The organism is Carnobacterium divergens DSM 20623, assembly GCF_000744255.1.
Lineage (GTDB): Bacteria > Bacillota > Bacilli > Lactobacillales > Carnobacteriaceae > Carnobacterium > Carnobacterium divergens.
Map to the genome: position 1 here is coordinate 1,707,120 of NZ_JQLO01000001.1, position 13,563 is coordinate 1,720,682.

General features: G+C 35.3%; 12 protein-coding genes. All 12 read right to left on the minus strand.

Annotated features, from left to right (window positions below; translation table 11 throughout):
• Positions 1-35: 35 nt before the first annotated feature.
• The 12 genes from galU to BR52_RS08355 all read right to left on the minus strand — a co-directional run bounded on the left by galU (position 36) and on the right by BR52_RS08355 (position 13,466).
• Positions 36-962: a UTP--glucose-1-phosphate uridylyltransferase GalU gene (galU, locus tag BR52_RS08300; RefSeq protein WP_034571379.1), complete on the minus strand. Its 927-nt coding sequence runs from the start codon at positions 960-962 to the stop codon at positions 36-38.
• Between the two features lie 33 nt (positions 963-995).
• Positions 996-2,000, minus strand: coding sequence for an NAD(P)H-dependent glycerol-3-phosphate dehydrogenase (locus tag BR52_RS08305; protein ID WP_034571382.1), 1,005 nt, complete (start codon positions 1,998-2,000; stop codon positions 996-998).
• Positions 2,001-2,023: 23 nt separating this feature from the next.
• Positions 2,024-2,668 (minus strand): pyrophosphatase PpaX, encoded by a 645-nt coding sequence (gene ppaX / locus BR52_RS08310; RefSeq protein ID WP_034571385.1) that lies wholly within the window; start codon positions 2,666-2,668, stop codon positions 2,024-2,026.
• Positions 2,669-2,689: 21 nt separating this feature from the next.
• Positions 2,690-3,520 (minus strand): prolipoprotein diacylglyceryl transferase, encoded by an 831-nt coding sequence (lgt, locus tag BR52_RS08315; protein ID WP_034571388.1) that lies wholly within the window; start codon positions 3,518-3,520, stop codon positions 2,690-2,692.
• 16 nt (positions 3,521-3,536) lie between these two features.
• The gene (gene hprK / locus BR52_RS08320; protein ID WP_034571391.1) at positions 3,537-4,472 is read right to left on the minus strand and encodes an HPr(Ser) kinase/phosphatase; all 936 of its coding nucleotides are present in this window, start codon (positions 4,470-4,472) and stop codon (positions 3,537-3,539) included.
• A gap of 166 nt (positions 4,473-4,638) precedes the next feature.
• On the minus strand, positions 4,639-4,986 hold the full coding sequence (locus BR52_RS08325) for a phage holin family protein (RefSeq protein WP_034571394.1): 348 nt from the start codon (positions 4,984-4,986) through the stop codon (positions 4,639-4,641).
• Positions 4,986-5,306 (minus strand): PspC domain-containing protein, encoded by a 321-nt coding sequence (locus tag BR52_RS08330; RefSeq protein ID WP_034571397.1) that lies wholly within the window; start codon positions 5,304-5,306, stop codon positions 4,986-4,988. The genes BR52_RS08325 and BR52_RS08330 overlap by 1 nt, the downstream gene beginning before the upstream one ends.
• 58 nt (positions 5,307-5,364) lie before the next feature.
• Complete coding sequence (liaX, locus tag BR52_RS08335; protein WP_034571400.1) at positions 5,365-6,936, minus strand: daptomycin-sensing surface protein LiaX; 1,572 nt, start codon at positions 6,934-6,936, stop codon at positions 5,365-5,367.
• 320 nt (positions 6,937-7,256) lie between these two features.
• Complete coding sequence (gene uvrA, locus BR52_RS08340; protein WP_034571403.1) at positions 7,257-10,100, minus strand: excinuclease ABC subunit UvrA; 2,844 nt, start codon at positions 10,098-10,100, stop codon at positions 7,257-7,259.
• A gap of 130 nt (positions 10,101-10,230) precedes the next feature.
• On the minus strand, positions 10,231-10,872 hold the full coding sequence (locus tag BR52_RS08345) for an HD domain-containing protein (RefSeq protein ID WP_034571406.1): 642 nt from the start codon (positions 10,870-10,872) through the stop codon (positions 10,231-10,233).
• 147 nt (positions 10,873-11,019) lie between these two features.
• Positions 11,020-13,143 (minus strand): heavy metal translocating P-type ATPase, encoded by a 2,124-nt coding sequence (locus BR52_RS08350; protein ID WP_034571409.1) that lies wholly within the window; start codon positions 13,141-13,143, stop codon positions 11,020-11,022.
• A 14-nt stretch (positions 13,144-13,157) separates the two neighbouring features.
• Entirely contained in the window at positions 13,158-13,466 is a 309-nt protein-coding gene (locus tag BR52_RS08355) for an ArsR/SmtB family transcription factor (protein WP_034571412.1), read from the minus strand.
• Between the last annotated feature and the right edge of the window lie 97 nt (positions 13,467-13,563).

Sequence of the window (13,563 nt, forward strand, 5' to 3'; positions counted from 1 at the left end):
AAATTAGCTAGTCCTCTTTTAGTTAACGCTGTTTATTATTTTTTCTTCGGTGTTTTATCTACTTTATCAGCTTCTTTAGCGTCTTCACTAGCTAATTCGCTACCTAATTGAATAATGTATTCACGTAATGAATTTTTCACTTCAGGATGTTTTAGACCATATTGGATGCTTGTTTTTAAGAAACCAAATTTATCACCAACGTCATATCTTGTGCCTTTAAATTCATGTGCAAAAACGCGTTGTGTTTTATTTAATGTGTCAATGGCATCGGTTAATTGAATTTCATTTCCCGCTCCAGGAGCTTGGTTTTCTAAAATATCAAAAATTTCTGGCGTTAATAAATAACGACCAATAATAGCTAAATCACTTGGTGCATCTTTTGGGTCTGGTTTTTCAACAAATTTACGTACATGGAATAATCCTTTTTCTACTTCCATTTCAGGATCAATAATACCGTATTTTGAAGTATCCTCATGTGGAACTTTCATCACAGCAATGTTTGAAGCATGAGTTTTTTCGTAACCATCCATTAATTGTTTCGTTAATGGGACAGTATCCTCCATCAAGTCATCACCTAGCATCACGACAAAAGGCTCATTGCCAACAAATGCCTTCGCTTGTAAAACAGCATGACCTAATCCTTTTGGATAAGATTGACGAACAAAGTAAAGGTTTAAACCAGTGGTTTCTTCTACTAATTTTAATAGTTCAAGTTTATCTTTTTCTTTTAAATTCGCTTCTAGTTCTGGGTTTGAGTCAAAATGGTCTTCAATTGGACGTTTGCTCTTTCCTGTCACAATTAGAATATCTTCAATCCCTGAATTAATCGCTTCTTCCACAATAAATTGAATGGTTGGTTTATCAACGATTGGCAACATTTCTTTTGCCATTGCTTTTGTTGCTGGTAAAAATCGTGTTCCTAATCCAGCTGCCGGAATGACAGCTTTTCTTACTTTTTGCATTTTGTATCCTCCTAATGATAGTGTCGTATCAGTTTAACTTTCTGCTTTTCCATCTCTAGTCATTAAATGAGAGACAACTTCTTTTACGTCTGTTTTATTGTACAAAACATCATAAATTGCTTCCGTAATCGGCATCTCAATATTTTTTTGTTTTGCTAATTCGTAAGCCGCTTTCGTTGTTGAAACTCCTTCAACAATCATGCCCATATTATCTAGTACTTCTTGTAAATTATGACCTTTTCCAAGTAAATCACCGGCACGCCAGTTTCTTGAATGAACACTCGTACACGTAACAATCAAATCACCCACACCACTTAAACCAATAAAGGTTAAAGGCTGGGCACCAAAAGCAACACCTAATCGACTAATTTCGGCAAGTCCTCGAGTCATTAAAGCCGCTTTTGCATTGTCTCCATAACCTAAGCCATGGAGTGCACCTGCTCCAACTGCAATAATATTTTTCAAGGCCGCTCCCATTTCAACACCGATAATATCTTCATTGGTGTACACTCGGAAATAACGATTCATAAATAACGACTGAATCAATTCTGCGCCCGCCAAATTAGTAGATGCTGACGTTATAGTTGTAATGTCTTTAACTGCAACTTCTTCTGCGTGACTAGGACCTGATAAAACAACAACTGCTTTCCTTAATTCCTCTGGGATTTCCTCTTCTAATACCTCTGAAATTCGTTTATGCGTTTCTTGTTCTAACCCTTTACTAGCATGAGCAATTACAGCTGGTGAAGTTAAGACAGAGGCTACTTGATGTGCAACTGATCGCATTGCTTTTGTTGGAACTACGAAAAGTACAACATCAACAGCTTCAACTGCTAATTTTAAATCTGTAAAGCCTTTAATGCTTTTAGATAATTGAATTTCCGGTAAATAGCGAGCATTGCAATGATCGTTATTGATTTCACTCATTTGTTCAACATTATTTCCCCATAAACGAACATCATGACCATTTTCATCTAATACCATTGCTAGGGCCGTACCCCATGAACCTGCACCAAGTACAGCAATTTTCTTCGACATATTCAAACTCCTTTAAATCTTGCTTATTTATTTCTAATAACATAATCAGTTAAATCAGTCATTGATGTAACTATTACATCTGGTTTGAAAGGATCAATTTCTGCTCGTGTCTTTTCTGACCATTCGACAAAAACCGATATAATTCCAGCGTTATTAGCCGACTCAATATCATGAGAATTATCTCCCACCATGATGGCCTTTGCTGGATCAACTTTCAATTGTTGAAGTGCTACATAAATAGGTTCTGGATCTGGCTTTGCTTTTTGATAGTCTAAACCACCTATAATCACTTCAAAATAATCGGTCAAATGTAAAAGTTTCAATCCCCGTAATAAAACATCATTTCGCTTACTTGAAACAATTGCTAATCGAATGCCAATTGACTTTAAACGTTCTAAATTTTCAGTAACGCCTTCAAACACCGTTACCATTTCATCATGATGAGCTTCATTAAATTGTCTATACTTAGCAATCATCGTCTCTTTCTCAAGAGGATTCAACTTGCCGTATACCATCTCTAACGTAGGTCCGTTAAACGCTCGAACAGCTTCTAAGTCATATTCTCCTGGAAAATACTCTTCTAGGACTGCCAAATGTGACTGACTAATCAAAGCATTGGTATTCGCTAAGGTACCATCAAAATCAAATAACACTGTTTCAATTGACACATCTAACACTACTTTCTTTTATTAATTCGAAATAACACCATCTAAATAATAAGGATTTTCTGGGTATTTTTTTCTCCGATAGTACCATATAACAATAGCACCTATAAATAAAACAACAGACAATAACTGTGAAACACGAATCGTTTGCAGCAACATCAAACTATCTGTTCTCAAACCTTCGATAAAGAATCGACCAAATGAATACCATAGAACATAGCTCAAAGCTACTTCTCCACGTTTTAATAAATGGAATCTTCTTCTAAGAATCAATAGTAGCACAAATCCAATCACATTCCATAAGGATTCATAAAAAAAGGTCGGTTGATAATAGATTCCGTCAATTTTCATATTATTAATAATAAAAGTAGGTAAATGTAGATTTTCTAAAAAAGCTCTTGATGTTTCTTCACCATGGGCTTCTTGATTGATAAAGTTTCCCCAACGTCCAATTGCTTGTGCGATTAAAACACTAGGTGCTGCAATATCTAATACTAGCCAAAATGGCAAGCCTCTTTTTTTAGTAAACCAGTAAACCGTCAAACCTCCAGCAATCAAGCCTCCATAAATGGCGATCCCACCATTCCAAATCGCAATAATTTCTGAAGGATGCGCAACATAGTAACGCCATTCAAACGCAACATAATAGATTCTAGCCCCTATAATCGAAATTGGCAATGCCCACAACATCATATCAATCAAGTCGTCGCCTTTAATCCCTAATTTTTCCGACTCATGAGTGCTCATAAAAATAGCCAATAAGACAGCCGATGCAATAATAACACCATACCAATGAACTTCTAACCCGCCTAGTGAAAAGGCAATTGGATTAATTGCACCTAATAATAGATTCATGCTCTAATCTCCATTCTTAATTGTCCTGAGAGTTTTTCTCAATCAAAATTTCTAGATTTTTTTCAAAGGTTTTCGTAGCATCATAGCCCATACTCTTCGCTCTAAAATTCATTGCTGCTACTTCAATAATAATCGCTAAATTGCGACCCGTTTTAACTGGAATCGATATTTTAGGCACATCTACGTCAAAAATACGTGTGATTTCTTCTCCGCCACCAAGACGATCAAATTTCTTTTCTTTAGTCCACGTTTCTAAATTCACGATCACTTGAATCGTTTTACTACTTCTAACAGCACCTGCACCAAATAAGTTCATCACATCAATAATGCCAATACCTCGAATTTCAATTAAGTGACGTAAAATATCTGGTGATTCCCCGACAACAGTTTGTTCATCTTGTTGATGAATTTCAACTCGATCATCTGCTACAAGACGATGTCCACGTTGAATTAGTTCCAATGCAGTTTCACTTTTCCCAACACCACTATCACCTGTAATTAAGACTCCTAGTCCATAAACATCAATCAAGACCCCGTGCATAGAAATCCGTTCAGCTAACTTACCTTCTAAGAAATTTGTTACATTACTGGATAATCGAGTTGTTGTTAATCGTGACATAATCAAAGGAATTCCAGCTTCTGTAGTCGCTTGAACCAATTCCTTTGGTGGAACTAAGTCTCTTGACAAAATAAATGCAGGAGTATTCGGTTGACACATTCTTCTCATCACAATTAAACGTTCTTCACTAGTCATTCGTTCAGAAAAAGACGTTTCAGTTTTACCAAACAACTGAACTCGTTCTTGTGGATAATAATTAAAATAGCCTGTTAATTCTAAACCTGGTCGTGAAACATCACTGGTCGTAATCAAACGATCCAAATGTTCTTCTCCGTTATGTACATCTAAACGAAGTGTATCCACTAATTCTCTTACCGTTACACTACTAGTCATAGTTTTTTCTCCTCTTCGCAAATAAGCTTGTTTCTGTCTATCTTCCATTTTAACATTATATTGAATTTCTTTAAAGGTTTATCAATACTGATTTAATGAACCTTTAAATATTTTTTATTATCAATAAAAAAGCATCGAATTCAATCGATGCTTTTTAGTCGTAATTCTATTCTGTTGAAACGCGATTTGAAATAAATAGATTTGCAAGGGACAATAAAATTGCCACCCACATCGCTGTGCCAAATGTAGCAAAATGAAATCCGCTACCAACAATAGCCGCTGTTAATTTCAACATGAATGCATTGATAACAATACTAAAGAATCCTAATGTTAAAAAAGTAATTGGCAAGGATAGAATGCTTAAAACTGGTTTAATCGACATATTTAAAACAGCCAAAACTAAACTTGCTGCTAACGCTATCCAAATACTTTCAACATAAAATGTTGCTCTGAAAAAACCTGATAATGCTAAGAATAACAAAGCATTAATCAAAACACCCTGCCAAAATTTCATTAGAAATCACTCCAGTCATCATCTTCAACTTTCTCTGCTTCTTTACGTTTATCTTGTTTAGCTTTTTTTTTGCCATTATAGTCTTCATAATTCGTTGAATAGTAACGATTTCCATAATTAGAATCTGTTGTATCTCGTTTTGGTTCAGGAATACAGATTGCTAAGATGATGTACAAAATCACTGGGGAACCAAAGCCAAAGAATGCAGCTACAACAAAAATTATTCTTAAAATTGTTGCATCAATTCCAAAATACTCTGCAATCCCACCTAATACACCACTTAAAACTCTATCTTGTCTTGATTTTGTTAATTTTTTCATTTATGCCACCCTCTTTAAATTTTAAGTTAAAAATTGGGGAAGAGAATCCCCAATTCTTTTACTGGTCCGTATCTTTAATTAAAATACTACCAGTAGTTGTTGATAATTTTACAACCAACGTATCTTCATTTGCCACACGTCTAAATTCTAGCAATTGATTTGTGCGATCTTTTTTCTCTTTGATTACTTCAACGTTTTCTAAACGATTTTGAATTGAACCTAAATTGCTCTTCGCATTGCCTTCAATGCTGATTGCTCTTGGCAAAGCAACTTTAACTGTTCCATTTACAGAACTGGCTTCAAGACGTTTTAGTTCCTCTCCTGATAACGTTACTTTGATAGCTCCGTTAACTGTTGATAAATTGCCACTTTTTACATCTCCGCGCGTAACTATCTCACCATTGATACTGTGTACTAGTAAATCACGAACACTACTATCAACTACAGAAACATTGCCATTAACACCTTCTGTTTCAAGCATCGTAGCTGTCAAACGATCAAATGTAATATTACCATTTGTACATTTAACATAGATGTCTTTACCTTCAAATTCTTCAAACTTTACATTCCCATTTAATAATTTCAACGCTGTATGGTCGTAGGTTCTTTCTGGTAGATAGAAAACTAAATCACAACGAATGCGTTTATTTGGTACATGGAAGAGTAAACTCTCATCATTGACTTCAATTGTGCTTCTTTCTAAGAATGCTTCAAAGGGATTTTCAACATCCATTTTTCCATAAATTTTAATAGATGCTTCAACTTTGATGTCTTGACTATCCCAGTTTTTAAAGACTACATCGCCATTTGCTACTTTAACATCAATGATAGAAGCTGCACTTTCTGGATAGTTAAATTCATGATCAAACTTCGTAGCTGCAATTCCTGGTACGCGAATATTCACGTCTTTCCAGTCAATATTTTCCATCACGGTATTAAAGGTGTCTTTCATAAATTTACCAAATTGTGTACTAGCTTCAGTTACTTTTTCACCTACTTGATTCATTGTTTCAGTAGCGGATTCTTTCCAATCATCTGGCAATTCAAATTTGTCAGTAATTGTTTTTTTATGTGTTCCCCACTGTTTTCTTTTAATATTTTTAAGTTTATCTTCAAGAATCGTTTTTTCTTCTTCTAGTGATGTTGCTTCTTCTTCTAATGCTGTAATTTCATCTTCGAGGATAGTCATTCTTGCTTGATCTGCTTCAGTCAATGTTTCTAATTCTTCTTTTGTTTCTATGACCATCATTTCTTCTTTTTTCAATTTAATTTGATCGGTCAATTCTTTAATTGTTTGATTCGTTTGATCTAGCTCTACTGAATATCCAGAGGCTTCATTTGCCAACTCTTCGAGAATTGCTTCTAATCGTTCGTGATCTTCCTTTTGTTCTTTTTCTAAACGTGCACGCCCTTCTTCTACTGATTCAGCTGCATCAGATAACACTGGTTCAGGGTTTTCTATTTTTGCTTCTGGTTCAGTTGGTGGAATTGGTTTTTGAACATTTGACTGATCTTTTTTCACCGCTTCTTTGCCTTCTCTTTTAGCTGCACTTTCCAATAAGACTAATGCTTCTTCTGTTGAGATGATTCCTTGTTTCACTAATTCTAAAATTCTTTCTCTTTCTTTCATGTTGATTTCCTCCTTCATTCTTTCCTATCTATTTATCATTTGCGGACGATTGAAATACTGATGCAAGATTCATTTGTCTTGCTATACTCATATTATGCCTTTCTTTTGGTAAATTGTCATAGGACTTAAGAACGATTTATCATTCAACACATAGTCTGAACTTCTATTATTTAACCTTTTCTACACTAATTAGTTTACCATTTTACCTTTAAAAAATAAAAAATTCAGTTTATAAATGAAAGAACTCTTCATTTGCGAATACTCTTAATACAACAAAAAAACTTCTTTAAAGCTACAAAGGCTTTAAAGAAGTCTCTTGATTAATTTTTCATACGAGCTTTGTCTCGTTCTAAAATTGCTGCTAAATACTTTCCAGTATAGCTTTCTTTTACTTTAATGACCTCTTCAGGAGTTCCCTTAGCAACTAATGTTCCACCACCAGCACCACCTTCTGGGCCCAAATCAATCAAGTAATCTGCTGTTTTAATAACATCTAAGTTATGTTCGATTACAAGCACCGTATTACCTGATTCAACTAAGCGGTTCAAGACGACTAAAAGACGCGCGATATCATCGGTGTGTAACCCTGTTGTTGGTTCATCTAAAATATAGAAGCTTTTGCCATTTGATTTTTTATGCAATTCACTGGCAAGTTTCATTCGTTGTGCTTCCCCACCCGAAAGCGTCGTTGCAGGCTGCCCCAAAGTAACATAACCTAACCCAACATCTACAATTGTTGCTAGTTTACGATGGATTTTTGGAATATGCTCAAAAAATTTCACCGCTTCTTCAACTGTCATATTTAAAATTTCAGAGATATTCTTGCCTTTGTAGTGAACTTCTAACGTTTCAGAGTTGTATCTTGTTCCATGACAAACTTCACAGGGAACATAAACGTCTGGTAAAAAGTGCATCTCAATTTTTAAAATCCCATCTCCACGACAAGCCTCACAGCGGCCACCTTTTACATTAAAACTAAAACGTCCTTTTTTATAGCCCCGAATTTTAGCTTCATTCGTTTGTGCAAATAAATCACGAATATCATCAAATACACTTGTATAAGTCGCTGGATTACTTCTTGGCGTACGCCCGATTGGACTTTGATCGATATCAATTACTTTTTCTAGCTCTTCATAGCCTGTTATTTTTTTGAACTTACCTGGTTTCGCTTTTGTTCGTGTCAGCTCTTTTGACAAAGCCTTCTTCAAAATACTATTTACTAGTGTACTTTTTCCTGATCCTGACACACCAGTAACCGCAACAAAACGACCAATTGGAAAGTCAACGGTTAAGTTTTTCAAGTTATTTTCCGTAGCGCCAGTAACTCGTATTTTCCCTTTATTTTCTTTCCGTCTTTTTTCTGGGATCGGAATAAATTTCTTACCAGATAAATACTCACCTGTTAAAGAATTGGGGTTTCTTTCGACTTCTGCTGGTGTCCCGGCAGCCATAATCTCCCCACCACGTTCTCCAGCACCAGGACCGATATCAATTAAATAGTCTGCTTCACGCATTGTATCTTCATCATGTTCTACAACAATTAGTGTATTCCCTAAATCTCGCATTTTTTTCAAGGAACCAATCAAGCGATCGTTGTCCCGTTGGTGTAGACCAATAGAGGGTTCATCAAGAATATAAAGAACACCTGACAAATTTGAGCCAATTTGTGTAGCCAACCGGATCCTTTGAGCTTCTCCACCAGATAATGTGCCCGCGGTTCTACTTAACGTTAAATAGTCTAATCCGACATTTTCCAGAAATCTTAATCGTGAATGAACTTCTTTCAAGATGGGTTTTGCAATCATTTCTTCTTGATTGGACAATGTTAAATGGTCAAAGAATTCAACAGCATCTCCAATTGCGTATTCACAAACTTGTCCGATATCCGTTCCATTGACTTTAACAGACAACGCTTGGCGATTTAAACGATAACCGTTACAAGTTTGACAAGGCAACTCTGTCATATAGGTACGCATTTGCTCCCTTGTAAAATCACTATTGGTTTCATCATGTCTTCGAGAGATATTGCGAACAACGCCTTCAAAAGGAACATCCACGTCACGAATCCCACCAAAATCATTTTCATAATGGAAGTGAAATAACTTACCATCTGAACCATTCAGAATCAACTCTTTTGCTGATTCTGGCAATTTTTCAAAAGGTGTGTCTAAATCAATTTTGAAATGAAGACAGGCTTGTTCTAGCATTTGAGGGTAATAATTAGAACTAATTGGATTCCAAGGAGCAATTGCACCTTCTCTAAGTGTTTTCTTTTTATCGGGAATAACTAAATCCAAATCAACTTCTAATTTCATTCCTAAGCCATCACATTCTGGGCAAGCTCCAAATGGTGCGTTAAAAGAGAATAAACGAGGCTCTAATTCTCCAACTGTAAAGCCACAATAAGGACATGCGTAGTGTTCACTAAATAAAATTTCTTCTTTGCCTATCACGTCTGCAACGGCGTAGCCTTCTGCCAAACGCAATGCTGCTTCAAATGAATCAAATAAACGTGAACGAATGCCTTCTTTAACAACAATACGGTCAATGACAATATCAATATCATGTTTTTTGGTTTTTTCAAGCTCGATTTCATCAGAGATATCATACATTTCTTTATCGACACGAAGACGAACATAACCTTCTCGTTTAATCATATCGAATACTTTTTTATGTTGTCCTTTTTTTCCTACAACAACAGGAGCTAATATTTGAATCTTTGTTTTTTCAGGTAGCTCTAACACACGATCAACCATCTGTTCAACGGTTTGACTAGTAATCTCGGTTCCATCATTTGGACAAATCGGATGCCCTACTCGAGCATAAAGTAAACGAAGATAATCGTTGATTTCAGTGACTGTTCCAACAGTCGAACGCGGATTTCGACTAGTGGTTTTTTGATCGATTGAAATAGCCGGGCTCAATCCATCAATGCTATCTACATCTGGTTTATCCATTTGGCCTAAAAATTGTCGTGCATATGCAGATAAGCTTTCAACATAGCGTCTTTGTCCTTCTGCATACAAAGTATCAAATGCCAGTGAGCTTTTTCCAGATCCTGAAAGGCCAGTTAGAACGACTAGCTTATCACGAGGAATCGTAACGTCAATGTTTTTTAAATTATGAGAACGTGCGCCATGAACGGTAATTTTATCATTTGCCATTTGTTTACTTCCTTTGTTTTTTATTTAAGTTTTTTTGGAAAAATTTGTTCATAAAAAATAGGAAGCTTTAGACTTCCTATTTTAGTTACTTCTATCATATCACAAAACAATTCATTTAGGGAACGTTTGTTCATAATTTTGTTTTATTTAAAATTCTTTTTGATATTTTTTGGAGCTGCTCTTGATTCGTAAAATTGCCACTCAACAAATCTGGGAGTACTTCTTCTAAGAAATAGTTTACACTGGCTAAATGGTCAAATTCCAAAATTGTTTTCAATGACTCTTCATAAATCTCTGTAAATACACTTTCTGGATTTCCTTTCTGAATCTCGCCAAATGATTCATATAATAAATCCACTTTATCTGCAACAGATAAAATTTGCCCTTCTAATGAGGAGTCTTTTCCTTCTTTTAAGCGTTCTAAATAGACAGTTTGAAACTCTTCAGGAATTTCCTTTTTCACAAAATTCTCCATCATTGAATCTTCTACGTCAGCTAGCATTTCTCTTAACGCAGGCGTTGCATATTTGACTGGAGTCTTAATATCTCCGATAAACAACTCGGTATAATCATGATTCAAGGCTTTTTCATATAGCGAGCGCCAATTGATTTCTTGCCCTGCTTGCTCTTCTACAGTACCTAAAAATTGAGCAATTTGGGTTACTTTAAATGAATGTGACGCAACTGAATGATCTTCGTATTTAAACTTCCCTGGACACCGAATTATATTTTCTAAATCGCTTAAACTTTTAATGTATTGATGCATTCCCATTCTCACATCATCCTTTCTTTTTGGTAAATTTTTATTATCCTATCATATTTTACTGATTCTGTATAGTTTCACTTATTTATCATAGCAAGTCTATCGACAAAATACCAAAAGGACCACTCACTAAAATAAGTGAGTGATCGAATTTGTTTATTTTTTGCCTAGTTTTCTCATCGGTAATAAAATAGTCAAACTAATTAACGTAACCAATATTGTTGCACCCATATCAGCTAAAATCGCAAACCATAGTGTCAACCAGCCTGGAATGGTTAATAGCAAAGCAATTACTTTTAACCCTAAGGCAATCGAAATGTTGATTCGAATAATTTTTTTCACTAATTTTGCAATTCGAATCGCATCTGGCAAGCGCCCTAAATGATCTTGCATCAAAACAACATCAGCTACTTCAATTGCGCTATCTGTTCCTTTACCCATCGCAATTCCTAAATCGCTTTTTACTAAGGCTGGTGAATCATTCACACCATCTCCAACCATTGCTGTAATCCCTTTTGTTGATAGTTCATCAATTAATTCAAGCTTTTGTTCTGGTAATAATGAACTATGAACTTCATCGATTCCTAGTTCATTTGCAACACTTTCTGCAATTTTTTCGTGATCGCCTGTGAGCATTACAACTTTTTTCATTCCTAATTGATGCAACTCTGAAATGATTTCTTTACTTTCATTTCTGATTTTGTCGGTTAAACCAAAGATACCTAAAACTTCTGTTTCACTGGCTGTAATCACTAAGGTACGTCCATTTTCTTTAAAATATTCAATGTCTTTTTTGATTTCTTTTGTTAAAAGCTCTTCCGGTATTTGACGTTCATTTCCCAGGAAATAATGCTTCTCATTAATTTTACCAGTTAAACCACTACCTGCAACTGTTACCAAGTCTTCCACTTGTAACAAACCAGCTTCTGGTTGTATTTGGTTTTCCAGAGTATATCCAACAATTGCTTTAGCAATTGGATGCATCGATTCTTGTTCCATTAAACGACTAATTTGATAAAATTCAGGACGATATACTTTGACATCACTCACAGCCAGTTTTCCTTCTGTTAAAGTTCCTGTTTTATCAAATGCAATTGTTTCTAAGCGACCAAGTGTTTCTAAATGATTGCCTCCTTTAATCAAAATACCAATGCGAGCTGATTTTGTAATACCTGCTACTAAAGCAATTGGAGAAGAAAGGACTAGTGCACATGGACAACCGATAATTAAAACTGCCAAGCCTTCATATAACCATGGCATCCACTCAGCTCCTAAGAATAAAGGTGGAACAATCATTACGAGCACTGCTAGGAGCATAATCAATGGTGTGTAATATTTAGCAAATTTGTTAATGAATAGCTCAGTTTGTGTTTTTGTTTCCTGTGCTTCATAAACTAAATTTAAAATTTTGGCTAATGCTGAGTCTTGATACGCTTTTGTTAACGTAATAAATAACGTTCCATCATTGTTAATGCTTCCGCCGAAAACCGTTGCATCGATTTGTTTTTCAACCGGGACAGACTCTCCTGTAATGGCACTTTCATTGACAGAACTCGTCCCTTTAAGGACAATCCCATCAGAAGGAATTTGTTCACCAGCAACGACTTTTACCACATCTCCAATTGCTAATTGATCGATAGAAACTTTTTCTTCAATTCCATTTTTTACTCGCATTGCGAATTTAGGTTGTACATTCAAAAGGCTCTCCATTGATTTTCGAGCTTGCATCATTCCCAAGCCTTCAAGCCATTCGTTTACACCGAAAAGGATTGCAACCAAGGTTCCTTCTCGATACTCACCAATAGCAAACGCACCAATTAATGCAATGGTCATTAAAGTATCAATGTTAAAGGTAAAACGTGTGAGATTTTTTGCTCCTTGTTTGAAAGTTGGCCATCCACTTAGAACGGTTGCTACAAAATACAAAGCTAGTGAAAAATAGGTTTGCCCATTATCTTCTACAAAAATTCCAATTAGTAGGAGAATAACTGAAATAATGACTTTTGTGATAACCATCTTCGTGTTACCATCTTCGTGATTATGCTCGTGATCTCCATGATTGCCTTCTTCTTGATTGTTTTTAACCGATGCTACTAATCGAGCATTTTCAGTTGCTAGTATTTTTTCAACAGCTTTTAAGTCTAAGTTTTCTGAAGCCACTAAAGTACTTGTTGTGTAGTTTAATTTCGCATCTGTCCCATTTTCTAAACGATTGATCTGGGTTTCTAACCTCAATGTGCAATCTGCACAATCTAATCCTTTGACTGGATATCTTTTCATCTTCCTCACCCTTTCTATTGAATATGTTTGGTATGTTTTACTGCTTGAGTTAGTAGGTCTAATACGTGCTCATCATCTTGACTGTAGTAAATTGTTTTGCCTTCACGTCTTGATTTGACCAAATTAGCTGTTCTCAGAGTTCTAAGTTGATGTGAAACAGCTGATTGTTCCATTCCTAAACATTGGGCAATCGCTCCTACATTAAGTTCTTGCTTTTCTAATAAGTATAAAATTGAAATTCGAGTAGGATCACTCAATACTTTGAAAATTTGACTTACGCGTTGAATCGTTTGATCCGTTAATTTTTTATTTTCAAAAGTCATTTATTTCCCTCTTTTCAAATGTTTGATTGTTCATATGTTTATATTATCATATGTTTATTTTTATTTCAAGTCAAAACAAAAAAATGACAAAAGTTAA